This window comes from Hydrogenophaga sp. BPS33 (assembly GCF_009859475.1).
Classification (GTDB): Bacteria; Pseudomonadota; Gammaproteobacteria; order Burkholderiales; family Burkholderiaceae_C; genus Hydrogenophaga.
Map to the genome: position 1 here is coordinate 1,690,152 of NZ_CP044549.1, position 22,107 is coordinate 1,712,258.

Genomic DNA, 22,107 nt, shown 5'->3' on the forward strand with positions numbered 1-22,107 from the left:
TCCAGCCGCTGCGCCACCTCGAAAAAGAGCTTCCTCAACCAGCCGCACCGCCTCCCCAGGCAAGGCCCGCGCCGCGGCCCCGGTCGCCAAACGCTCGTTGACACCCGAACCTGAAACCATTCGCGATGCGGTCTCGCGGCTCAAGCGCGAACGTATCATCTCGGCCGCCACGCAGATGTTCTATTCCAATGGCCTGGGTAACACCACGCTGGAGGCGGTCGGTGAACAGCTCAACGTCACCAAGCCTTTCATCTATTCCCATTTCAAGTCGAAGAACGACTTGCTGGCCGAAATCTGCTCCCGTGGCATCCGCGCCTGGCTGGACGTTCTGGACCGCGTGGTGTCCTCGCAAGGCGGGCCGACCCACAAGCTGCGGACACTGGCGCACGAGCTGATGCTTGCCGTGATCGAAAACCAGGCCCACATCGCCATCTACACGCGGGAGGAAAAACACCTCTCTGAAGACAGCCGGGAAGGCATCAACGCGATGCGTCGCGATTTCGATCGCAAGTTCTGCGCGCTGCTGGATGAAGGCGTGGCTGCTGGCGAGTTCAGCGTGAGCGATGTGCAGATCACGTCGCTGGCCATTGGCGGCATCCTGAGCTGGTCGTACGTGTGGTACCGCCCGGAGGGCCGGTTGAGCCCCGAGCAAACCGCCAACACGGTGGCCGATCTGGTGCTGGCCCTGGTGCAAGCCAAAGCCGCGTAACGCTGCACGCTCAGCCCAACACAGCGCGTAGACGGCCGCGCCACAGCTGGCATTCACAGGCTCAGCGCAACAGGCGGATGCCGGCGCGCTCCCGGTCCCAGACAGCGCCGAGATCCGCTTGCATCTGCGCCTGTAGTTTGTACTTTTCGACCTTCTGGTTCATGGTCGTGGGCAGCGCAGCCACGAAGCGCACATAACGCGGCACCATGAAATAAGCCATGTGCGATGCGCAGTGCGCGATGAGCGCTGCTTCGTCAAAGGACGCACCCTTGCACAACACCACCGCGACGCCGACTTCCTCGTCGCCGTCCACGGTTGTGATCGGAAATGCCGCCGCCATGTCCACAGCGGGGTGCGTTTGCAGGATGTGCTCGACTTCATAGGCCGAGATGTTCTCGCCACGGCGGCGGATGCAATCCTTTTTGCGATCGACGAACCACAGATAGCCATCCGCGTCGCGTCGGCCCCGATCACCGGTGTGGAACCACTGGTTGCGGTGGGCCGCCGCGGTGGCTTCCGGCATTCGAAAGTACCCGGTGGCCGCGCGCCAGGGTTCGCGCGCACGCACCACGATTTCACCGGTGACACCGGCTGCGCACTCGTGGTCATCGTCGTCAAAAATCTTCACCTCGAACGCACTGCGAGGAAGGCCGATGGAGCCCAGCTTGCTGCGTGGCGCGTCCATGGTGAGCGAGGTCACCGTGCCGAAGTCGGATAGGCCGTAGTTGGTCACCGCGCGCAGGCCAAAACGGGCTTCGAATGCGGGCGTGTTCATCGGGAGCGGCGACATGCTGACCAAGCGCAGCGCATGGTCGGCATCGCCCGGCCGAGCGGGCTGCGACCACAGAAAGGCGGTCATGGCACCCAGCAGATTGGTGGTCGTCGCCCCGCACGCGCGCACCTCGTCAAAGAACCCCGAGGCTGAGAAACGATGGGCCAGTGCCACCGAAGCACCCGCCACCAACGCGGTAAGCGTGGACGTGAGGAGGGCGTTCACATGGAACAAGGGCAGACACACGTAGAACACATCGTCGTTGCGATAGCCATGCGCTTCGATGCCGCCCGTCCCATACGTCAACGCACTGCCGTGGGACACCATGCTGGCTTTGGACGGGCCGGTGGTGCCGGAGGTGTACGCCAGCAGCAGCAGATCGTGCATGGCCGCGGTGTCGAGCACCATCGACCCATCGGAACGCGCGTCAGACAACGGTGCGTCAGGCACCGCCTGCGCAACCAACCCCGCTGCGGCGCTCCGGTTGACCAGGGTCGTCCGAACGGAGGGCAATTCCGGCAGCACCTCGTGCAAGCGCTCCACCAGGTGCTGGTCCACCACGACCACTTCGGCGCTCGCGTGTCCCAGGTAGTGGCGCAACAGCGCACCGCGTGCTGCGGTGTTGACCGGCACGTGCACGGCACACAGGCGCGCCAACGCAAAGAAAACGCCAAGATGCTCGGCGCTGTTGTCCATCAGAACGCCGACAGGTGTGCCACGGCGCACACCTTGGGCATGCAGGGTCGCCGCGATCTCGGCGGTCCATTGCCAGAAGCTGGCGTAGGTCCAGCGCCGACCGCTCGAGACCTCAGTAAGAAAAAGTTTGTCCGGCGCGCTGGCCGCTTGCCTGGCCAGCACGCGCGGAATGCTGAAGTCGCGTGGCGTTGCGCACGCCAGCTCACTGGCCACGCGAGAAGATGCGTGCGTCATTCCATCTTGATTCCACGTTCCTTGATGAGCTTGCTCCAGCGGGGCTTGTCGTCACGGATTTTTTCTCCCAGCACCTGGGCTGAGCCGCCGTTGATGGTGCCACCCATGCCCACGATCTGGTCGCGCACCTCGGGTGCGTTCAAAGCCTTGTTGGCTTCTTCGTTCAAGCGCCGGATGATGGCGGGCGGGGTGGCAGGCGGGGCAATGATGGCGAACCAACTGGATGCCTGGACACCCGGGAAACCCGCCTCGGCGATCGTGGGCACATCGGGAAGGGATGGCAGGCGCTGCGGCGCGACCAAGGCCAGTGCGCGCAGGCGGCGCTCCTGGATCATTTTGGTGCTGGTGGTCACGGTGTCGAAGTACACCGGGATGTGTCCGGCAATGACATCGGTCAATGCGGGTCCGCCGCCTTTGTAGGGTACGTGCACGAGCTGTATGCCCGCTTCCTGCTGAAACTGCTCGTGCACCAGGTGGGTCACGGTCGCGTTCCCACCCGAAGCGATGGACACCTGCTTGGGACGTGCCTTGGCGTCAGCCACCAGGTCGGCCACGGTCTTGTAGGGCGAGTTGACGTTGGTGACGAGCACCATCGGCGTGGTCACCAGCAACGCCACGGGCGCCACGTCTCGGGCGGCGTCAAAGTGTGAGTTGGGGATGAGCAAAGGCGCCGTGGCAAATGCGCTGGCTACAACGCCGATGGTGTACCCATCGGGCTCCGCTTTGGACACCGCCTCGGCCCCGATCAACCCACCGCCGCCGGGCCTATTTTCCACCACCAACGGCTGGCCCAGCGCGACGGCCATCTTGTTGCCAATGAGCCGCGCCAACACATCCGTGAGACCCCCAGGCGCCGAGTTGACGAGCACGCGAACCGGCTTGTCGGGATAGCTCTGCGCGTGCACCAACGGTGCAGCAAACGCGAGGGCGACAGCACCCGCAACACAGAGCGCAACACGGCGCGCCGTCGGGGCCCGCTCACAAACAAGATGGTTGAACATTTGAAATGTCTCCTTGGTTGAAAGCCCGTCACCGCTGGCTTTGATCGGCTCTATTTACTTGGTAGTATCTTATAAGTACTTAAAAGTAGGAATACCAATCGATCGGTAAAAACCCGGTGTTCCGACGGGCGTCAGAAGCACCTGCGAAACGACCCGCTCAACCGATCGCACCCGCTTGACGCGCTGCTGCCACCGCCTCGGGTGTCATCCAGTCCTGCAGGATGTCGGCGGCAGTCTCGGCGCGCCATGGCACGAAGGGCGTGGGCATGGCGCTCGGCGTGCGCGAAAAGCGGGGTGCGGGTGCCGGCTGTGTCACGCCCTCCACCTCCACATAGGTGCCGCGCTCGCGCAGGTGCGGGTGCAGCGGGGCCTCATCGATCGAGAGCACCGGCGCGAAGCACGATTCGGTGCCCGCGAAGACGGCGCACCATGCGTCACGCGTGCGGGTTGCAAAGCGCGCCGCAATGCGTTGTTTGGCATCGGGCCATTGTGAGCGGTCCCATTGCGAGGCGAGCAGATCGGGGAGGTCGAGCACGCGCAGGGCCTCGTTGTAGAACTTGGTCTCGACCGCGGCCAGCGTGACGTAGCGCCCATCGCTGCAGGCATACACGTCGTAAAACGGCGCGCCCGAGTCGGTGATGTTGGTGCCGCGCTGGTTGCTCATCATGCCGGCCGCGAAGGTGCCATGCGGCTGCGTCATCAGGTTGGCCACGCCGTCCACCATGGCTGCATCGACCACCTGGCCGCGGCCGCTGCGCTGTGCCTCGAACAGCGCCGCCAGCACCCCCATGACGAGGTACATCGTGCCGCCGCCAAAATCGCCCACCAGGTTGATCGGGATGGCCGGCGGTTGGCCGGCTCGGCCAATGGCATGCAGCGCGCCGGTGAGCGCGATGTAGTTGAGGTCGTGGCCCACGTCCTGTGCCATCGGGCCCTCCTGTCCCCAACCCGTGATCCGGCCGTAGACCAGGCGTGGATTGCGGGCGAGGCAGGTATCGGGCCCGAGGCCCAGGCGCTCCGTGACACCGGGGCGAAAGCCTTCGATGAGCACGTCGGCCTGGCCGACCAGATCCAGCACGAAATCGACGCCCGCGGGTGACTTGAGGTCCACCGCGACCGCGCGGCGGCTGCGCAGCAACAGGTCGAACTTCGCCGGGCGCGGCACGCCCAGGCCGCTGGGGTGTTGACGGTCGACGCGCAACACGGTGGCACCCATGTCTGCGAGCAACATGGCCGCCATGGGCCCGGGGCCGATGCCCGCGAGCTCGACCACCTTCACACCGTGCAGGGGGCCCATGGGCTCAGAACGGCGCGTGGTCACGGCCGAGGATGTCGCGCGCGATGATGCCCAGGTGCACTTCGCGTGGGCCGTCGGCCGACTCCATGCCCAGGCAGTCGCGCAGGCGCTGCTCGTGCGGCAGATCCTTGGCCCAGCCGTAGTGTCCGTTGAGCCGCATGCAGGTGTAGAGCACCTCGTTGGCCACCTTCACGCCCCACCATTTGGCCATGGACGATTCGGCGTCGTGGCGCTGGCCCTTGTCCTTGAGCGACAGCGCCTTGTAGCAAAGCATGCGGGCGGCTTCGAGTTGCGTGGCACAGATGGCGAGCTCCTGCGCGACGCCCTGCCACTGCGAGGCCGACTTGCCCATGATCTGCCGCTGCTTGAGGTAGTCCATCGTTTCCTCGAGCGACTTCTGCGCCGCGCCGATGCATGCCAGCGGCACGAAGTTGCGGTTGTAGCCAATGATGGTCATGGCCCAGATGAAGCCTTCGTTCTCCTTGCCGACCATGTTGATGTCGGGGATGCGCACGTTGTCGAAGAACATGCTGCCCCCTCGGTCCAGCTTCTGCCCCATGCGTTCGAAGTTGCTGGTGGAGAGGCCGGGGGTGTCGGTGGGCACGCAGAAGAACGACAGGCCGCGCGGACCCTTGCCGCCTGTGCGGGCCGACACGAACACCACCTTGGACACGCCGGTGAACGTGATCGACGTCTTCTCGCCGTTGAGCACCCAGTGGTCGCCGTCGCGCACCGCGCGCGTCACGATGTTGCCGGCGTCGGCGCCGCCGCGCGGCTCGGTAAAAGCCAGCGACATCATCTCGCCGTTGGCGATGCGCGGGATCCATTCCTTTTGCAGCGATGGATGCAGCGACGACGCCATCTCGCCCAGGTGGATGGCGTTGGAGATGATGTAACGGATCTGGTGATCCGCCCGACCGATTTCTTCGCAGATGATGCCGCAGTCGACAAACGAGTAGCCCTGGCCGCCGTACTCTTCGGGCAGGCGCAGCCGCAACAGGCCCACGTCGACAATCTTCTTCATGTACTCGGGTGTGAGCCATTCACCGGTGCGGTCCCAATGCTGGTATTTGGGTGCGAGCTCTCGCTCGGAAAATTCGCGCACCGAGTCGCGGATCATGATCTGTTCGTCGCTGAAGCCGAAGTCCATGTGATGGTTCCTGGGGTTTAAAAGTCAAGTAAAGAAGAGTCGGCGCGCACGCTACGCCTTCGCGTGATCGGGACCCGTGAACCACGGGCCCATGATGGGGTGCTTCCAAGGCGAATAGCCTTCTTCCTGGTAGGCCTGCGGGCCCAGGCGGAAATGGCGCGCGGCCTGCAGGCTTTCGATGGCCGGCAGGTTGGGGTCGTAGAACGCGTCGGGGCGTTGCGGTCGCGGCCCGGCTTTGGACACGTGGCCGAAGGTCGCATGGCCCAACATGCGCTCGAGCATCCAGACGCAGTCGATCAAGCGGCCCATGTCGACACCGGTGGGAATGCCCATGCCTTCGAGCATGTGCAACAGGTCTTCGGTGGGCGCCATGCCCGACGCCATGCCGTTGCCGCAGTACTGCCCGCCACCCACGCCGCCCAGCGTCCCCTCGATCAACACCGTGTCGCTTGCGTCCATGTGGCGCAGCGCTGCGTAGATGCTGGGCATCGCCATGCCGCGCGCGTCGTGCATGTGCAAATGGAAATGCCGAACCGATGGCCAGCGGCGGCGGATCTCCGCCATGTCCTGCTCCATCTCGTGGGGCAGGCAGAAACTCTGCGAGTCGTGCAGGCCGATTTCGAACACCTCCATGCCGGCCGCCTGCAGCGCATCGATCTGCTGCTGCAACGACCACATGCGGTACTCGCGCGAAAACGGACCCAGAAAGTTCGAGCCCCACGCCGACGCAATGGCGGCCCGGGCGCGGCGGACACCGCGGGCCTGGGCATCGGCAATGGCCTCGCCCCAGCCTTGCATGCCTTGTTCTATCGAGCGGTTCATGTTGCGCCGCTGATGAACATCGCAAATGTCCTGGAACAAGGTGCACACGTCTTCCTCGACCGTGAGCGGCGGCGAGAACTCAAGCGCCTTGACTTGCGCGCGCCGGTTGTGCGTGAAGGTGAGGTACTCCACGCCGGGACGCGGCCGAAAGCTTCGCAGCAGTTGCTCGAACGCTTCCATCTGCGGCACGTAGCGGGGGCTGACGAAGGCGCCCACCGTGATGCGCCGCAGGCCGGTATCGGACAGTGCCTCCAGAAGTTCGACGCGGTCGGACAGCGGGATGCGGCGGTCGGCAATGCCGAAACCTTCGCGCAGGATTTCTTCGCTGTAGACGACGTGTGGGCGGTTCATCGAGTGGGGAAATTTTTAAATGTCTACCTATTATGCGATTGCCGATAAAATAGTCAACCAATTTGAAAATCAGCGTTGCACCGTACGGTGGTTGGCGACGGAGAATCAACCAACGGATTGAACGCGCGTCTGCCTGTCGGGCGCGATGATGGAGACCACATGAAGCCACTCACCGGCACCCGGGTGCTCGACTTTTCCACCATCTTTGCGGGTCCCCATTGCGGGCAGCTGCTGGCCGACTACGGGGCCGATGTGGTCAAGGTGGAGCCGCTCACCGGGGACGATTCGCGCCACTGGCGCCCCTTCCACACCGGCCAGTCGGGTTCGGGGACGCTGTTCCTGGTGGTGAACCGGGGCAAGCGCAGCATCGCCATCGATCTCAAGCATCCCGAGGGCCGTGCATGGGCCCAGCGCCTCGCGCTCGGCGCGGACGTGCTCATCCAGAACTTCAGTGCCGGTGCCATGGAGCGACTGGGCCTGGGCCACGCCGAACTGCGCGCGGCCAACCCGCGACTGGTCTACTGCACCATCTCCGCCTTCGGTGAGCAAGGGCCTTTGGCCCGCACGCGTGGCTACGATCCGATGATGCAAGCCTTCAGCGGCATGATGAAAATTCCGGGCGAAGGCGAACCGCCACCGGCCCGCATCAACATTCCCCTGATCGACTTCACCACCGGACAAAACGCGTTCTCCGGCATCCTCGCGGCGCTGCTGCAGCGCGAGCGCACGGGCGATGGCGCGCATATCGAGGCCTGCCTATCGGACTCCGCGGTGTCACTGCAGGCTTGGGGATTGCAGCGAGCCTGGGCCGCCGAAAACACAAACGCACCCGCCGCCTCGGCGCGCGCGATGTCCGACAACGTGCCCTACGAATCCCTGGAGGCTGCGGATGGTTGGGTGTTCGTCGCCTGTGGCAACAACCGGCTCTGGCACAACTTCTGTCAGGCGATCGAACGTGCCGATCTGGCGAGCGACCCTCGCTTCGTCGAAAACGCCGACCGGCGCGCCCACTACGACGACCTGATGGTGATCCTGCGCCCTCTTATCGCCGCGCAGACCCGTGGCCATTGGGAAGCCGCTTTCGCACGCGCGGGCGTGCCGTTCGCACCGGTTCATACCTTGGCCGAACTGGCCGTGCACCCGCAGGTGCGGGCCAGCGGCATCGTTCAGGAATACGACAGCGCCGAGTTCGGCCGGGTGCGCACCGTGGCCCGTGCTGTGCGCTTTGACGGGCAAGTGGCCACGGTCGGCCAGCCGCCCCCGGGGCTGGGCGCGCACACGCGCGAGCTGCTGGAAGAACTGGGTTGCAGCCCGACCGAGGTGGATCGGCTGCTCGCTCAGGGCGTCGTTGCCGCACCCGCGCGTTGATTGGTTGGCGGCATTGGCTCAGCGAGCCGGCGCGGTTTCTTCCAGGAAGCCTGCGGTGACCGCCCCATTGATCTTGCAGTCAATGAAGATGGGGCCGTCGGGCGCCGCCAAAAGAGGTGCCAGCGCCAGGATCTCGCCGACCGTGCGCACCGTCGCGGTCTGGAACCCGAAGCCCGCTGCGATGGGTGCGTAGTCCACCTGCGGGAACTGCGCCACCGACACCGCCATGTTGCGTTGGCGCAAGTAATGCAGCTCGGCGCCATAGGCCCCATCGTTCATCACCACGATCACCATCGGAATGCCCTCGCGTGCCACGGTCTCGAGTTCGCCCAGCGTCATGAGGAAGGCACCGTCGCCGATAAAGAGGACGGTCACGCGTTCGGGTGCGCCGTGCGCGAAGCCCATGGCGGTGCCGAAGCCCATGCCGATGGAGGAGAAGTCGCTCGCCTGCTTGATCTGGCCCGGACCGGGCACGTGTACGTAGGGCGCCATCGAGAGAAAGTTGCCCGCGTCGTACACCACGTTGCGCTCGCGCGGCAGCGCGCGGTCGAATGCAATGCCCGCGCTGCGCGGGTCCACCGTGCTCGCTGTATGGCTGGCTTCGAAGTCGGCCTCGGGCCGGTAGCGGGCCAGGGCATCGCGCACCGACGGTGCGTGCATCGGCCGATCGGCTTCGCCCCGCGCGGGCAAGAGCGCGAGCAAGCGATCGGCCACCTCGCGCGCATCGCCCACAACGCCCACGTCGCAATGCAGCCACCGGCCGACGGCCTCCCGCGAGACGTCGACCTGCACCAGCGTCGCTGTCTCGGGCAACGATGTTCCCTGGCTGCTGGTGCGCTGGTTGAGTCCGGCGCCGAATGCGATCACGCAATCGGTCTGGTCGATCAGCCGCCGGCCCGCGCCGTGCGAAAAGGAGCCGAGCACACCGCAGTCGAAGGGATGGCCACGGAACATGTCCTTGGCCTTCATCGTGGTCGCCAGAACAGCGCCCAGATGTTCGGCCAGCTGCACGAGGGTATCGCGCGCGCCGGCGCGGTGCGCGCCCGCGCCAGCGAGGATGAGCGGGCGGCGCGCACGTGCGATTTGCGTGGCCGCGGCTTCGAGCGCGGCGGCGCGTGGAGCCGGTGGACGTGCGGCGGTGCCCGTCGATGGCGCATCGACCAGCGCGGTGGCGGGCGTGCTGCCGTTGAGGACGTTCATGGGCAGCAACAAGGCCATGGCGCCCTGGTGCGCAGACGCATAGGCATGCGCCAACAACTGCGGTGCCACGTCGGCATCGTCGAGGCTGACATGCCGCACGCCGGCGGCACGCAGAACGGCCACGCTGTCGAGCGCCTTCGTGTCGGGCCCCAGAGCATTGGGATTGAGCGGCGCGCCGCTCGGCGCGCCCATCATCAACAGCACAGGCGAGCCGGTCTTGCGTGCATAGACGATGCCGTGCAGGGCGTTCGCCGTGGCAGGCCCGCGACCCACCAGCGCGATGCCCAGCCTGCCACTGGCGGCTGCGTAGCCCTCGGCCATGGCCACGGCACAGTTCTCGTGGCGAGCGCCGATGAAGCGCACCCCCGCGCCGTCCAGGCTGGCGATCAGCATGGCCGTCTCGTCGCTCATGAGGCCGAAGACGCATTCCGCACCCAGGCGTTGGAGTTGCAGGGCCAGGGCCTCGTAGGTGGGGATGCGGTCGCGTGTGGTCATGGGGGGCTGCGCCGGTCTGCGGCGGAAGGGTGGTGGATCTATTAATATATAACCAATTAAAAAGCGCTTCAATCGGGACTTCTCCATGCACGCCAAAACCTCTGCCGCTTTGCGTCCCGCTGCTTCGTTGGTGGTGGTGCGCCCCGCCGCCGCGGGCTCGGGACTGGAGCTGCTGTTGCTGCAGCGCGCTGAGCGCGGCGACCAGAACAGCGGCGCCTGGGTCTTTCCCGGCGGTCTGGTCGAGCGCGATGAGGCGAGGGCAGGCGCCTGCTGCGATGGTTTGGACGACATGGCTGCCAGTGCTCGGCTGGGTGTGCCGGCCGGTGGTCTCGATTTCTTCCTGGCCGCCGTGCGCGAGTGCTTCGAGGAAGCGGGTCTTCTGTTTGCCCGCGACGCGAACGGTGCGTCGGTCGCCATCGGCAAAGAACTCGAGACCGCGCGCGGCCCGCTGCGCGAACGCACGCTGGATTTCGCCACGTTTTGCGAGCGGGCGGGCCTGTCTCTCTCGATGGATGGTCTCTCCTACATGGCGCACTGGGTCACGCCCGTCGGCATGCCCAAGCGCTTTGACACACGCTTCTTTCTGGCCGTCCAGCCGCCGGGGCAGATCGTCTCGCACGATGGTGTTGAAGTGGTGGACCATGTGTGGCTGTCACCGGCGAGCATCCTCGCCGCTGGCAACGCGATGCGCTTGCTGCGTGTGACGCGGGCCATCATCGAATTTCTCTGCGGGTTCGAGGGTGTGGGCCCGCTGATGCGATGGGCGCAGTCGGAGCGCGTGGTGCCGAGCGTGCACCCACGCCGATGCCGGGATGCCGATGGCCCGAGCACCGTGCTGCCGGGCCACCCTGCCTACGACGAGCTGGGCCTGCTGGACCCGTTGGGCCTGGGCACAGCCGGGTGCACGCTGCGCCCGGGAGAGGCCGTGGACCTGTTGCCGGGCCTGCAGCGCCTGGCAGGCGAGGGCGAAGCGCCCCACCGGTACCGCATCGGGGTTGCCGATCCGGAGGGCGTCGACATCGAAGTGCATTTTGACGAACACGGTGAACCCTGCGCCACTTCCACGACCGGGCTTGAGCCCGTGCCGCTCGGCGATGGCAGACGCGCCTGGTTGCTGCGCGGCGTGGGCATTCTTTTTGCCGGCCCGTCGTTGCCACCCGGGGCACCGCTGCCGGAGGCCTTGCGCGGTGTGGTGCGGGCGGTTGCGCGCGGCCACGGCTTCCTGGCGTCCGTTGAATCGTTGCAATAATGGCTCTCATGCCCAACTTGCCCCGCCGCGCCAACAGCACGCCCGACAAACAACTCAAAGCCGCAGAACGCGTGGCCGCCGAGATCCGGCACCAGATCGTCGCCGGGCGGCTCAAGCCCGGGGACAAGCTGCACCCGGAGAACGTGCTGCAAGTCGAGTTCGAGATTTCTCGCCCGACCATGCGCGAGGCGCTGAGGCTGCTCGAGTCCGAATCGCTGATCAAGATCAGCCGCGGCAAGCACGGCGGCGCACGGGTCAGTGAGGTGGATGTGAGCGCCGTATCGCGCCAGGTCGGGGTGATGCTCCAGATTGCAGGCACCACCTTGCAAGACGTCTGGCTGGCGCGCACCATCATCGAGCCACCCGCGGCGGGGCTGCTCGCCCTGCGCTGCGAGGAGCACGTGTTGCACGAACTGGAAGCGAACATCGCGCAGGCCAAGGAGGCCGCCCGCACCGACCTGATCCGCTACGCCGACCTCAGCGCGGAGTTCTCGCTGCTGATCACGCGCCATTGCGGCAACAACACGCTGCACCTGCTGGCCTCCTTGATCTACGACATCATCCGCCGCCAGCACGAGCACGTGACCGAACGCACCATCACGCGCACCAGCGTCGACGCACTGCGCCAGGAAAGCATCAAGAGCCGGGAGACCGCGGTCGCGATGATGCGCAAAGGAAATTCTGCTGGCGTGCAGAAATTCTGGCTGCGGCACCTCGAACACATGCGCGACCTGGTGCTGGCCGCCTACGACGGCCCTGCCACCATTGATGTGCTCGCCACCGGCCGGCGGCCTCGGCCGGTGGGCAGCATGCGTAGGCCTACTTGAAGGTCCCAAGCCTTTTCGCCAGCGCGCCGGCCTTTTCGTATTCGGACTTGAGGTCGGCCGCGAACTGAACGTTGCTGACGGCCAAGGGCTGTGCTCCCTGAGCCGCGAGCTTGGTCTGCACCTCCGGCACACCCATCGCTTGGTGGATCATGTCGGCCAGCACCGCAATCACCGGCTCGGGCGTTTTGGCCGGTGCGACGAAACCGTACCAGACCGGCGTGGGCGAATAGCCCCGCACCGAAGGTTCTTCGGTGATCGCCGGCACGTCGGGCAAGAGCGGCGAGCGCCGCTGGTCCAGCACGGCGACCGCGGTCGCGCGACCCGACTGGATGTGCTGCGACACCAACGGCACAACGACGGGGAAAACCGTGAGCGTGCCACCAATCAGGTCCGTCATCGCCTGCGAAGTGCTCTTGTAGGGGATTTCAGGAATATCCAGTTTCGCCGCCTGTTTGAAGAGCTCCATCTCCTGCTGGCTGATGGTGCCAGGGCCTGACGAACCGTAGTTGAGCTTGCCCGGGTTGGCGTGCGTATACGCCACGAACTCCTTCACGGTCTTGATCTTCAGGCTGGGCGACACCGCCAGCACCAGCGGAATCACGGCCACCTTGGCCACCGGGACAAAGTCGTTGACCGGGTGGTAGGGCGGATTCGAACTTTGACTGGGAACGATCACCATCGGATTGGCCGCGATCAAGATCGTGTAGCCATCCGGCGCGGCCTTGGCCACTGCCTGGGTACCGATGAGGCTGCCGCCGCCTTCCCGGTTTTCCACGATCACGCTCTTGCCCGTTTTGTCGGTGATGCTCTGCGCAATCACGCGGGCGATCACATCGCTTCCAGTGCCGGCCGAGTACGGAACCACGATGCGAATGGGTCTGTTGGGGAAGTCGTTCTGCGCCAGTACGGTGTGTGGCCAAACCGCCAGTGCGGTGGCTGCCGCAGTGGCCGCCAGCACCCTGCGGCGCATGGATGAAAGCCCGTTTTCATCCATGCGGAATTTCGACTCGCGGTCTTGGCTCATCCTTGTCTCCTTGTGCGGTCCGCGGCGCGGACCATGTTTAAATATCTACCCATTATTCATGGACAGTTTAAATAGTCAACCATTAAGAGTGCCGTGGCCCGCAGCCGATCGACGCCAGGCACCCGTGTTGGCGCGCCGCGCGCAATAGCATTGATCTTTTGCCCCTTTGAAAGACGCATCCACATGAAAAACACCCTCTCTTTGGCCGAGCAACTGACAGGATTTGTGGGCCGCCAAGGTGCGGCCATGGTGTCGCCGGACCCGGTCAACCCGGCCATGATTCGCCATTGGTGTGCCGCGTTGGGCGATGAGAATCCGACCTATGCCGAGACCGGCACCGCGCCTGCGGCGATGCTGCAAGTCTGGACGATGCCGGGCTGGAAGCCCGTCTCGCCGGGCCCGGACGCGGTGGCCGACCTGTATGCCTGTCTGGATGCACGAGGTTACACATCGATCGTGGCGACCGACAGTGAGCAAGACTACTTGCGCCCACTGCGACACGGCGAGACTGTCACCGCCACCAAGACGATCGTTTCGATCTCCGACGAGAAAACCACCGGATTGGGGCGGGGCTTTTTCATCACCTCGCACATCGACGTCGTCGACGCGCGGGGCGATCTGGTGGGTCGACAGCTGCATCGGGTTTTGAAGTTCAAACCCCCGCAGACGCCCATTGTCGCGCCGACGACGGCACCGGCAGCCGCACCCGTCGCTGCGCCGCCCGCGCAGCGGCAGCAGCTTCCTCGCTGGTCCATCGCGCTGGACCGCAGCACCATCGTGGCCACCGCCATTGCCACGCGCGACTACCAACCTGTTCATCACGACCCGGACCATGCCCGTCGCAGCGGCTCTCAGGACATCTTCATGAACATCTTGACCACGCAGGGCCTCGTGGCACGGTTTGTCCTGGATTGGGCCGGGGCGGGCGCAGTGCTCAGGCGCACCGCCATCCGGCTCGGCGCCAGCAACTATCCCGGAGACACCATGGAGATGAGCGGCGAGGTGTTGTCGCGCCACCCTGCGGCGGGCGGCGGGGAAGACGTCGAAGTGGGAGTGCGCGGACGCAATCGGTTGGGCGACCACGTCAAGGGGGCCGCCGTGGTGACGATCCCACCGGCGAAGGCGGCACCGTGAAGCCCAAGCGACCGCAGCACCAACGCCGCGTCACAAACACGCCAAGACTTTCTCGACCACGCTGCGCACCCACGCGCAGCGCCATCGACGCTCACTGAGCAGGCGAGCCCCGTACGCCGCGCGCTGCGGTGCCGAGTTCGTCCAGGATCTCGCGCGTGTGCTCGCCCAGCGCTGGCACTCCGCGCGACAGGCCGCTGCCCTGTCCATCAAACAGAACTGGCTGGCGGATATGGCGCTGACCTTCGTGCTCCACGACCAGACCGCGCGCCTGCACCTGCGGGTGGTTGAGCACACCGTCTCCTCGTTGCACCGGCGCGAACGCAATGCCCGCAGTGGTCAATTGCTCGCACAAGGCGTCCAGGGTTCGGGTTCGAATGGCGTCTCGCAAACGGGGCACGATCTCTGCCCGTCGTTCGCTGCGCACGGCATCGCCCAATACGGCCAGTTCATTCAGTTCAAGAATGCCGCAGAGCGCCGCCCACATATGGTCTTCGCCGGCGATGCTCAGCGTGAGTTGTCCGCCGTTTGCCGTGGCGAACACGCCGTAGCCCGGGTCTTCCGGCGGCAGCGGGCGCACCGGCAGCTGGTTCATGCCCGGCACCAGGAAGGGCGTCATCCAGCTGACCATGGCATCGAGCATGGACACGTCCACGCTGCATCCGTCGCCGTTCTTGTTCCGTCCGACCAGCGCAGTGGCCACGCTCAATGCGGCAAACATGCCCGACGCGATGTCCGCCAGCGGCAAGACGGGCAGCGTGGCTGTTTCCTCGCGGCCCGAAGGCACGCTCACCATGCCCGCCACCGCCTGGATGCTCAGATCGTGGCCGGCCACTGCGGCCATTGGCCCGGTCTGGCCGAACGATGAGATCGAGACATAGATCAGCGAGGGCTTGCGTGCGCGCAAGGCCTTCGAGTCCAGGCCGAGGCGCCCCATGACGCCGGGACGAAAGCCCTCCATCACCACGTCCGCCGTGTCGACGAGTTCCAGAAATCGGGCGCGTTCGCTGGGCGACTTAAGGTCCAGCGCGATCGAGCGCTTGTTGCGGCCGAGCGAGGCGAACAGCCCGGGATGCCGACGCGTGGGGTCACCGCTTTCCGGGCGTTCCACGAGGATGACATCGGCGCCCAGATCAGCGAGCAGCAAGGTGGCGTAAGGGCCCGGGTACTGTTCTGCCAAGCTGAGGACACGCACGCCAGCGAGAGGAGGCGACGCCATGGATGAGCTCCTTGCTTTCTTGTTGGGATGTAATGGTACTTGTGAGTATACTATTTATACCGATAGGAGGTAATAAGTGCAGGAGTCGACCTTTTCAGCATGCCAGTCGCGAGTCGCCCGTCCTGTCCGCCTTCGGCATAGCTAAACGGAGACATCCTCTATGACACAAGAAGTTCTGGTCGAGCATGACGGCGGCATGGTCGTTGTCACCATCAACCGTCCGGGTCAAAAAAATGCCGTGAACCGAGCGGTGTCCTACGGCGTGTGCGCGGCTTTCGACGCGATGGACGAACGCGACGATCTGCACATTGGCATTCTCACCGGCGCCGGTGGCAATTTCTGCGCCGGCATGGACCTCAAGGCCTTCTTGGCTGGGGAGTCGCCGCGAGTGGAAGGGCGCGGTTTCCTGGGCATTGCGTTCATTCCGCCACGCAAGCCACTGATCGCCGCCGTCGAAGGCTACGCGCTGGCGGGTGGATTTGAATCGGTCCTGGCCTGCGATCTCGTCGTGGCGGCTCGCGATGCAAAGTTTGGCTTGCCCGAGGTCAAACGCGGCCTGGCCGCCGCTTCTGGTGGGCTGCTGCGCTTGCCACGCCTGATTCCGCAGCGCATCGCGATGGAGATCGCGCTGACCGGCGACCACATTTCCGCCGAACGCCTTTTCCAGTACGGCCTGATCAATGCCCTGGTGGAGCCGGGCCAGGCACTGGAGCAGGCCAAGCAACTGGCCCGTCGCATCCTCGTGAATGCGCCGCTGTCGGTAGCCGCGAGCAAACGCGTCATCGTCGAACAGCGCGACTGGCCGATTGCCACGATGTTTGATTCCCAGGACGCCATCACTACCGCTGTGCTGGCCTCTGAGGATGCGCGTGAGGGCGCGCGTGCTTTTGCCGAGCGGCGCACACCGCGCTGGCAAAGCCGGTGATCTTGGTAGGCTGATACAGCCCACTGGTGGGCCGTATCAGCCTACTGGGGCGCGCCACTCTGCAGCAGAAGGCCCCGTGTCTGCGGATGCGCGACGTTCGCGATCAATGCACGTCGCTCCTGGAGCGTGGTGGCGCGTATGTCCGCCGCACCGTGTTCGGTGACGATCACGTCGACATCGCTTTGCGCCGAGGTGACGTAGGTGCAACGCGGCACGATGCGGCTCTTCGCACCGCGCCCCGTGGTGGCCGGCATCGCGAGAATCGCGAGCCCACTTTCCGAGCGGCGCGCGGCCCGGAAGTAGTCGGTCTGGCCACCGACCGCGCCCACATAACGTTCGCCCAGGAACTCCGCGTTCACCTGGCCGCACAGGTCGACCTCGATCGCCGAATTGATCGCCATCAACGGCGACCCGGGAATGGGCAGGACGAGCTGCGTTGCCGGGGCGAAGCCGAGGCCGCCCTCGCGCGACAAAGAGGCGTAGAGCGATGAACTGCCGACCACCAGGGCCGTGAGGCACGCATCCGGGGTGGTGTCGAGGGCGCCGCTGTCCAGCAGATCCAGATACCAATCGCCCACCAGACCCGACCGAATCTTGAGGTCCCGGCGCTGCTTCAGCGCACCGGCCACCGCGCCCGCAAGGCCACCGATGCCGAGTTGCAGCGTCGCGCCATCGGGCACCAGGCTTGCAACGTGGCGCGCGACCTGCCGTTGCACCTCGGTAGGCTCCTCGGCGGGCGATTCGAGCAAGGCGTCGTCGCTCTCGCGGGCCACCACCACGCGGCTGCTGTGCAAGCGGCCAACGCCGCGCGTCATCGGCATGTTGGCATTCACCTCCACCACCACGACACGCGCTACCTGCACGGCGTCCCACACGTAGTCCAGCGTACAGCCCAGGCTGTGGTAGCCGCCGGCATCGGCAGGAGACACCTGCAGCAGCACCACATCCACCGGCAGTTTTCGTGAGGCGATGAAGGACGACAACTGCGGCAGCGAGGCCGGCATCACCCGTGCGCGTTGGCGAGCCACCAGCTTGCCCACGGTGCCCAGGCCGCAATAGGTGCTCACGCGCACGGCGTCGGGCACGTCGCCTCCCCAGGCCGGGTTGAGCGAGAGGCCGCAGAACACGTTCACTGAACCCAGACGTGGCGCCAGTTGGAAGAGCTCTGCGATCAGGCCGACCGGTTCGCCAGCGGCCTGGCCCACGGCGATGTGGTCGTCCGGGCGGATCAACTCGGCCAAACGTGAGGACGTCATGCGGTACCTGTCCGGCAAAGAGCCAACGCCTTCATGATGGCGATTTGAGCTGCAGATGTTCCGGCAGCTTGCCCGCGATGGTGAGGGTCATGCTGCCCATGCCTTCGCTGACTTCGCCGTCGAAGTCGGCCACCAGGCCCACGGGCTGGATGCGGTGCCAGTGGTCCTTCTGCGTGCCATCGGGATAGCCGATCTTCGAGGCGTGCGAGACGTCCCACACATCCGACTCCAGGTGGCTTTCAGCGCGGTACGCACCCAGACCCTTGCCGTCGTTGTAGCCACCGCTATAGCCCAGGCCCTGCATGGCAATGGAGGAGCCGCGCGCATCGGCGCTTACGCGCAGCAGCCGACCATCGTCGAAGGTCACTTTGAGGCCGGCGCGGCGAAACCGCCGCGTGCCTTCGTGCAAGTCCACCTCGAGTTCGATCTTCGTCGCGTGGTGCATCGCTTGCGTGCGTCGGTCGGTGACCACGCCGGTGGTGTAAGGCACATCATCGCCCCGGCCCGAGAACAGCAGCGAGCCGCTCATGGTGTCGGTGGAGAAGAAGAGGAAGGACATCACGTGGCCCTTTTCGGCAAGAGCCACCTTGGGCCCCGTGACAGGTTCGGGCACGCCCATGCCGCGCCGCACACCCCAGGAGTGGTCGCGACACGCCCACCACCGATCGATCTCGATGCGTTTGCCCTCGACCTCCAGCCAGCCACTGGCCACGCCGATCTGGTCGAAGCGCCGGTAGTCCTCCACGGTTCTGCTTTGCAGCCGGGTGTAGTGCGGATGCTCTTCGTGCGCGGGTTCGACGCATTCCCAACGGATGTCGCCATGCAGTGCGTGCTCGCCCGGTGCGATGCTGATGTCGAACGACTTCAGCGCTTCCACCAGCCGGATGCGCAGAGGTCCACACACGGTTTCGATGTCGCCTTTGAGCGCGCGCGACACCCGCAGGTTGTATTGCCGTCCGTCGACGACCATCACCGCGCCGCCGTCCATCACGCCCATGTTGCGGTAGGCACCCATCGTGATCTGGATCGCCACGCGGCCGTCCGAAGAATAGATGGCGAACCAGTAGCGGTCGAACCAGCGCGGATCGCTGGTCCAGACGTGATCGAAGGTGGTGGGCAACTGGTGCCAGAGCGTGTCGTCGAGCGAGGTCAGCATGGGTCTAGGACTTCTTTGCAATAGGAGCGGGGGTGGGGGCGGTTGCCACATAGCGCATCGGCACGCGGGAAGCGCGCTCGGTCATGTGGCGCACGATGGTGCTGTGTTGTTCGGGCTTCAGGTCTTCACTGCACACCGCCTGGGCCAGGAGCGCGCGCAACTGGTGGTTTCGCAGATCCAGGGCCCTGGGGTCGACGGCGTCGGGTTCGGGTTCGCTCAGGGCGCGCTCCACCTGCACCGCCAGATCACCCGGCACCGAGCCACGCAGTGTTGCCAGTAGCTGAGCGGTGGCCTGGTTGTCATCACGCAGGAAGCCGGGCACGGCCGGCAGCGCCCCAGTGAGCATGCGAAGGTTGGCGACGAGACCATCCAGAATGGTTCGAGCCAAAGGATCGACCACGCACGGCGCCACCACGGTCTCAAGAATGCGGCAGGTGCCTTGCAGCTGGTCTTCAGCGGTTGGTTTCATCGGCCCGCCTTTCTTGCGGTATAGCGGGTTGTGGGTGGTGCGGTTCGCTGTGCTCGGTCCGCTTGACGTGTGCTCACGGTGCCGCCTCCATCATCTGGAGCATGGGTCGGAACAACCAGGAGGGCGTCTGGAACACCCGGTTGTAGCGCCCTGCCACGAACTCCGCCACGGCCGTCAACTGGATCACGGACAGCTTCCAGCAAGAAAATACGTTCCACCAGAGCAGATCGGCTTCAAGCACCTGGCGGCCTGTGAGTTCGCGGTAGGCATCGACGATCTGTTGACGTTCCCAATGACCAGGGATCTGGTGCTCGCGCTTGCGGACCGGGTTTGTGACCCAGCCCAAATCTTCCAGCGGGTCGCCCAGGTGCGCGGTTTCCCAATCGAGCTTGGCGGAAATGCTTCCCTCATGGATCAGTGCATTGCCCGGCTTGAAATCGCCATGCACCAGCACGATCGCCTCGGCCTGCGGCGCGCGGCGCTTGAGCCAGGCCAGCACGTAGTCCAGCTCGGGTTGTGGTTCGAGTTGTGACTTGCGGTACTCGGCCTCCCAATGCGAGAGTTCGCACAGCGAAGGCGCAACGTCGGGCAGGCCAAGGCTGTCGGCCAAACCCAGCGCTTGCCAGTCGACCGCTTGAATGTCCGTCATCAACCGGATGAAATCCTGCGCGAGCGACAGCCGCGCTTCGAGGGGTTGCGCGCCGTTGAGGACCATGTAGTCGCACGCCCCAGGCATGCGTTCCATCACCACCGAGGGCGTGCCCAGCCAGCACCCTTGCTCGTCCATCCAGTGCACCTTTGGAGCCGGCACGTTCGTCTGTGCCAGCGCCTGCAAGACGGCGAACTCGCGCGATCTTTCGGTGTTGAGAAGCGTCCCCGCGGCATCCCGCATGAGCATCAAAGGATGGGTGTGCGACCCCGCCGCGTCGTGCCACTTCGCATCGAAAGACCAGTTCTCGCGCGAGAGGCCACCCGCGCTGCGGACCAGGCCTTGCAGATCGATGTCGCGCGCCGATGGTATGGCGTTGAGGATCAAGCCTTTCAATCCCCGGACGACTTGCGCCACGCGGTCGGGTTGCTCGGTGTCCATGGGAGACAAGTCGTGTGTGCGTTGTGTGGCCGTCATGAGAGGAGGGTGTGCAGGTTCATCTTCTGCACTTTGCCGGTGGTGGTCAGCGGCAACTGCGACTCGGTGGTGAGGTGGAAACGATGCGGCACTTTGTAAGCCGCCATTTCGCGAGAGCAAAACGCCTTCAGTGCTTCGTCGCTCGGCGCTTCACCGGCCTGGGGAACGATGATGGCGACCAGGGCCTCGTCCAGCGTGGGATGAGGCACGCCGATCACATACGCCACGCGCACGGCGGGGTGGCGCATGAGCACCTCTTCCACTTCGGCGGGCGCGATGTTGATGCCGCCGCTCTTCACCATTTCCTTCAACCGGCCCTTGTAGGACAGGCGCCCGCTGGCATCGAGCAGGCCCATGTCTCCGGTCCGGTAAAAGCCGTTTTCGTCGAACGACTCGGCCGTTTTCAGTGGGTCCTTGAAGTATTCCTTCACCAGCGGCCCTTGGACACGGATTTCGCCCACTTCACCTTCGGGCAACGGCTCACCGGATTCCATGTGGCAGATGCGCAGCGTCACGCCCGGTAGCGGCTTGCCCACCGTGTTCAGCCTTACCTCGAGTGGGTCGTGCGCGTCGGTGACGGTGCAATTGCCGTAGGTTTCGCTCAAGCCGTACACGTTGCAGATGTCGCGTGCGCCGAGCTCAACCGCCCGCATCACCTGCGCAGGCGTGCCGATCATGGCACCGCTGCGCAGGCTGGACAGGTCGTGCCGATCGCGCGTGGGATGCTCCCACAGGGCTTGCACGATGTTGGGCGTTCCATAGAGGATGGAACACCGTTCGCGCTCGATCAAAGCCATCGCCTCGCCCGCGTCAAAGCTTTCCTGCAGTACCACGCAGCCGCCGTGTGTCAACAAGTTGGGCACGGCATTCACGATGCCGAAGCTCCAGAACAAGGAGACGGCCAGCCACAGCCGGTCTTCGTGGGTGACGTGTTGGCGTTCGCCAATGTGAAAGGCGTTGCGGATCCATTTCTCGTGTTGCAGCAGGATGCCCTTGGGCGCTGCTGTGGAGCCCGAGGTGTAGAGCAGCATGGCGACATCGTCGGGCGCTGTGGCTTGAGCGGCCGCATCCACCTGCGCTTGTGCAACGCCATCGCCGCGCCGCAACATCTCGTCCCATTCACACTCTCCGGCCGCGGCATCGATAGGGAGGGGCGCCGCCGGATCTGTGCCCAGCCACACGGTGAATTGCAGCTTCGGAAGCTGCTCGCGTGGCAGTTCATTCAGCATCGCGCGAAAGTCCTGGCGCCGCAGGCGGTCCGTGGCAATGAGGCAGCGCACTTCGGCATGCGACAGGGTGTATTCCATCTCGCGCGCAGACGACCAGGTGTTCAGGCCGACCGACACCGCACCGATCTGCTGCACGGCCAGGAAGGACAGCATCCACTCGGCGCGGTTGCCCATCAGGATGGCGACGTGATCGCCACGGCGGATGCCGAGCGCCAACAGACCGCGCGCGACGCGGTGCACCTCCGTTTGCAGCTGCGCATAGGTGTACCGCCGCCTGCCGTCTACCAGCGCCTCGCGCGAGGCATGGCGCGTGGCTTGTTCCTGCAACAGTTGCGGGATCGTCTTGCTTTCAGGAATTTTCATGTCACCACGGCGAGAAAGTTTAAACGTGCAATTTTCGA

Annotated in this window: 19 protein-coding genes; 6 read left to right on the top strand and 13 right to left on the bottom strand. The window is 65.2% G+C overall.

Going from position 1 to position 22,107, the window contains the following annotated elements:
* The first annotated feature begins 97 nt into the window (after positions 1–97).
* Positions 98–709 (top strand): TetR/AcrR family transcriptional regulator, encoded by a 612-nt coding sequence (locus F9K07_RS07985; protein ID WP_159591151.1) that lies wholly within the window; start codon positions 98–100, stop codon positions 707–709.
* Between the two features lie 61 nt (positions 710–770).
* On the opposite strand, the gene F9K07_RS07990 is transcribed toward F9K07_RS07985, so the two are convergent.
* From F9K07_RS07990 to F9K07_RS08010, 5 genes are all read right to left on the bottom strand, one after another.
* The gene (locus F9K07_RS07990) at positions 771–2,411 is read right to left on the bottom strand and encodes an AMP-binding protein (RefSeq protein WP_159591154.1); all 1,641 of its coding nucleotides are present in this window, start codon (positions 2,409–2,411) and stop codon (positions 771–773) included.
* Positions 2,408–3,412, bottom strand: a complete 1,005-nt coding sequence (locus F9K07_RS07995; RefSeq protein WP_159591157.1) for a Bug family tripartite tricarboxylate transporter substrate binding protein — start codon at positions 3,410–3,412, stop codon at positions 2,408–2,410. The genes F9K07_RS07990 and F9K07_RS07995 overlap by 4 nt, the downstream gene beginning before the upstream one ends.
* Positions 3,413–3,569: 157 nt before the next feature.
* Positions 3,570–4,709 (bottom strand): CaiB/BaiF CoA transferase family protein, encoded by a 1,140-nt coding sequence (locus F9K07_RS08000; RefSeq protein WP_159591160.1) that lies wholly within the window; start codon positions 4,707–4,709, stop codon positions 3,570–3,572.
* 4 nt (positions 4,710–4,713) lie between these two features.
* Positions 4,714–5,859, bottom strand: coding sequence for an acyl-CoA dehydrogenase family protein (locus tag F9K07_RS08005; RefSeq protein ID WP_159591163.1), 1,146 nt, complete (start codon positions 5,857–5,859; stop codon positions 4,714–4,716).
* Positions 5,860–5,910: 51 nt separating this feature from the next.
* Entirely contained in the window at positions 5,911–7,032 is a 1,122-nt protein-coding gene (locus tag F9K07_RS08010) for a citramalate synthase (protein WP_159591166.1), read from the bottom strand.
* A gap of 159 nt (positions 7,033–7,191) precedes the next feature.
* Between F9K07_RS08010 and F9K07_RS08015 the strand changes: the two genes are divergently transcribed.
* Positions 7,192–8,400, top strand: a complete 1,209-nt coding sequence (locus tag F9K07_RS08015) for a CaiB/BaiF CoA transferase family protein (RefSeq protein ID WP_159591169.1) — start codon at positions 7,192–7,194, stop codon at positions 8,398–8,400.
* A gap of 18 nt (positions 8,401–8,418) precedes the next feature.
* On the opposite strand, the gene F9K07_RS08020 is transcribed toward F9K07_RS08015, so the two are convergent.
* Positions 8,419–10,095, bottom strand: a complete 1,677-nt coding sequence (locus F9K07_RS08020; protein ID WP_159591172.1) for a thiamine pyrophosphate-binding protein — start codon at positions 10,093–10,095, stop codon at positions 8,419–8,421.
* An 85-nt stretch (positions 10,096–10,180) separates the two neighbouring features.
* Between F9K07_RS08020 and F9K07_RS08025 the strand changes: the two genes are divergently transcribed.
* On the top strand, positions 10,181–11,344 hold the full coding sequence (locus F9K07_RS08025; protein WP_159591175.1) for an NUDIX hydrolase: 1,164 nt from the start codon (positions 10,181–10,183) through the stop codon (positions 11,342–11,344).
* A gap of 8 nt (positions 11,345–11,352) precedes the next feature.
* The gene (locus F9K07_RS08030; RefSeq protein ID WP_159591178.1) at positions 11,353–12,171 is read left to right on the top strand and encodes a FadR/GntR family transcriptional regulator; all 819 of its coding nucleotides are present in this window, start codon (positions 11,353–11,355) and stop codon (positions 12,169–12,171) included.
* On the opposite strand, the gene F9K07_RS08035 is transcribed toward F9K07_RS08030, so the two are convergent.
* On the bottom strand, positions 12,164–13,195 hold the full coding sequence (locus F9K07_RS08035; RefSeq protein ID WP_159591181.1) for a Bug family tripartite tricarboxylate transporter substrate binding protein: 1,032 nt from the start codon (positions 13,193–13,195) through the stop codon (positions 12,164–12,166). The genes F9K07_RS08030 and F9K07_RS08035 overlap by 8 nt on opposite strands.
* A 183-nt stretch (positions 13,196–13,378) precedes the next feature.
* Here F9K07_RS08035 and F9K07_RS08040 point away from each other — a divergent pair, with 183 nt between their 5' ends.
* Positions 13,379–14,329, top strand: coding sequence for a MaoC family dehydratase (locus F9K07_RS08040; protein WP_159591184.1), 951 nt, complete (start codon positions 13,379–13,381; stop codon positions 14,327–14,329).
* A gap of 91 nt (positions 14,330–14,420) precedes the next feature.
* Here F9K07_RS08040 and F9K07_RS08045 read toward each other — a convergent pair whose 3' ends face one another.
* Entirely contained in the window at positions 14,421–15,545 is a 1,125-nt protein-coding gene (locus F9K07_RS08045; protein ID WP_159591187.1) for a CaiB/BaiF CoA transferase family protein, read from the bottom strand.
* 160 nt (positions 15,546–15,705) lie between these two features.
* On the opposite strand from F9K07_RS08045, the gene F9K07_RS08050 reads away from it, so the two are divergent.
* Entirely contained in the window at positions 15,706–16,470 is a 765-nt protein-coding gene (locus F9K07_RS08050) for a crotonase/enoyl-CoA hydratase family protein (protein ID WP_159591190.1), read from the top strand.
* Positions 16,471–16,511: 41 nt separating this feature from the next.
* Here F9K07_RS08050 and F9K07_RS08055 read toward each other — a convergent pair whose 3' ends face one another.
* The 5 genes from F9K07_RS08055 to F9K07_RS08075 all read right to left on the bottom strand — a co-directional run bounded on the left by F9K07_RS08055 (position 16,512) and on the right by F9K07_RS08075 (position 22,069).
* Positions 16,512–17,726, bottom strand: a complete 1,215-nt coding sequence (locus F9K07_RS08055) for an acetyl-CoA hydrolase/transferase C-terminal domain-containing protein (protein WP_159591193.1) — start codon at positions 17,724–17,726, stop codon at positions 16,512–16,514.
* A gap of 31 nt (positions 17,727–17,757) precedes the next feature.
* Complete coding sequence (locus tag F9K07_RS08060; protein WP_159591196.1) at positions 17,758–18,882, bottom strand: hypothetical protein; 1,125 nt, start codon at positions 18,880–18,882, stop codon at positions 17,758–17,760.
* Between the two features lie 4 nt (positions 18,883–18,886).
* Positions 18,887–19,351: a hypothetical protein gene (locus F9K07_RS08065; RefSeq protein ID WP_159591199.1), complete on the bottom strand. Its 465-nt coding sequence runs from the start codon at positions 19,349–19,351 to the stop codon at positions 18,887–18,889.
* Positions 19,352–19,424: 73 nt separating this feature from the next.
* On the bottom strand, positions 19,425–20,477 hold the full coding sequence (locus F9K07_RS08070) for a phosphotransferase family protein (protein ID WP_159591202.1): 1,053 nt from the start codon (positions 20,475–20,477) through the stop codon (positions 19,425–19,427).
* Positions 20,474–22,069 (bottom strand): AMP-binding protein, encoded by a 1,596-nt coding sequence (locus F9K07_RS08075; protein ID WP_159591205.1) that lies wholly within the window; start codon positions 22,067–22,069, stop codon positions 20,474–20,476. The genes F9K07_RS08070 and F9K07_RS08075 overlap by 4 nt, the downstream gene beginning before the upstream one ends.
* Positions 22,070–22,107 lie beyond the last annotated feature (38 nt).